This window comes from Halomonas sp. (assembly GCF_041689495.1).
Classification (GTDB): Bacteria; Pseudomonadota; Gammaproteobacteria; order Pseudomonadales; family Halomonadaceae; genus Halomonas.
In genome coordinates, this window is record NZ_JBDNGD010000343.1 from 1 (window position 1) to 1,209 (window position 1,209).

Below are 1,209 nucleotides of genomic sequence, written 5' to 3' on the forward strand. Positions count from 1 at the left end.
CATTCCCTATGTCTCGGTGCTGACCGATCCGGTGTTCGGTGGGGTGTCGGCGTCACTGGCCATGCTCGGTGATATCAACGTTGCCGAGCCCAATGCCTTGATCGGCTTCGCCGGGCCGCGAGTCATCGAACAGACGGTCCGGGAGCAACTTCCCGAAGGCTTCCAGCGAAGCGAGTTCCTGCTCGAGCATGGCACCGTGGACATGCTCGTCCACCGTCATGACATGTGTCATCGCCTGGGGGGCATCCTGCGCAAGCTCACCCACCAGCCCTCCAACGGACCGGCCAAGGATGCCCTCGTGGAACCCGACCTGGTGGATATCGCCGAACAGGCGGATGTCATCGATGCTCCCTCGTCCGATGACATCCGGGCCGAGGAGTCGTTTGTCGAGGAAGGGAATCGCGATGATCACGACGACTCGCCACGCTGATCGCTACCGGCATGCGTGAGGCATCCCTGCCCAGCACCCTCGATGCCTGGTTGGCACGCCTGGAAGCCGCGCATCCGGTGGGTATCGAGCTGGAGCTGGCACGGGTCGCCGAGGTGGCCGCCCGCATGGGGCTACTGGATGCGCCTCTCGCCTGCCGTGTGATCACCGTGTCGGGGACCAATGGCAAGGGTTCTACCGTGGCCATTATCGAATCGGTGGCCCGGGCCCATGGGCTCTCTACTGCTGCCTATACCTCCCCTCATCTGCTTCGCTACAACGAGCGCCTGCGGCTGGATGGTGAGGAGGTCGATGATGCAACGCTGATCACCGGCTTCGAGGCCGTCGAGTCGGCGCGCCTGGCCGGCGACCCTGTCAGCTTGACCTATTTCGAAGTGGGGACCCTGGGCGCCCTCTGGGCCATCGCCCGCCAGTTACCCGAACTGGCGATCCTCGAGGTGGGTCTCGGAGGTCGGCTCGATGCCGTCAATGTCATCGACTCGGATGTGGCCGTCGTCACGACCATTGCCAGGGATCATGGCGACTTTCTCGGTGACGATCTCGAGACTCTCGGGCGTGAGAAAGCCGGTATCCTGCGCTCGGGCCGTCCGGTGGTGCTGGGCAGCACGGTGCTGCCGGCCAGTGTCAGGGCTGTGGCGGCCCGGCTCGAGGCACCCGTCTTTGCCCTTGGGGAGGCCTTCGGGCGTGAGGGGGAGGGCCCGGAATGGTGTTGGACAGGTTGGGGAACTACGTCTTTCGAGGGAAAGCAGGCTGGAAATAGC

At 64.4% G+C, this 1,209-nt stretch carries 1 protein-coding gene and 1 pseudogene; both read left to right on the forward strand.

Features of this window, described 5'->3' with window-relative positions:
* A pseudogene (locus ACESMD_RS10915) lies at positions 1-430 on the forward strand (acetyl-CoA carboxylase carboxyl transferase subunit beta); the annotation flags it as partial.
* Between the two features lie 11 nt (positions 431-441).
* Positions 442-1,209 (forward strand): folylpolyglutamate synthase/dihydrofolate synthase family protein (locus tag ACESMD_RS10920; protein ID WP_372613060.1); only part of this gene is annotated, 768 nt, incomplete at its 3' end.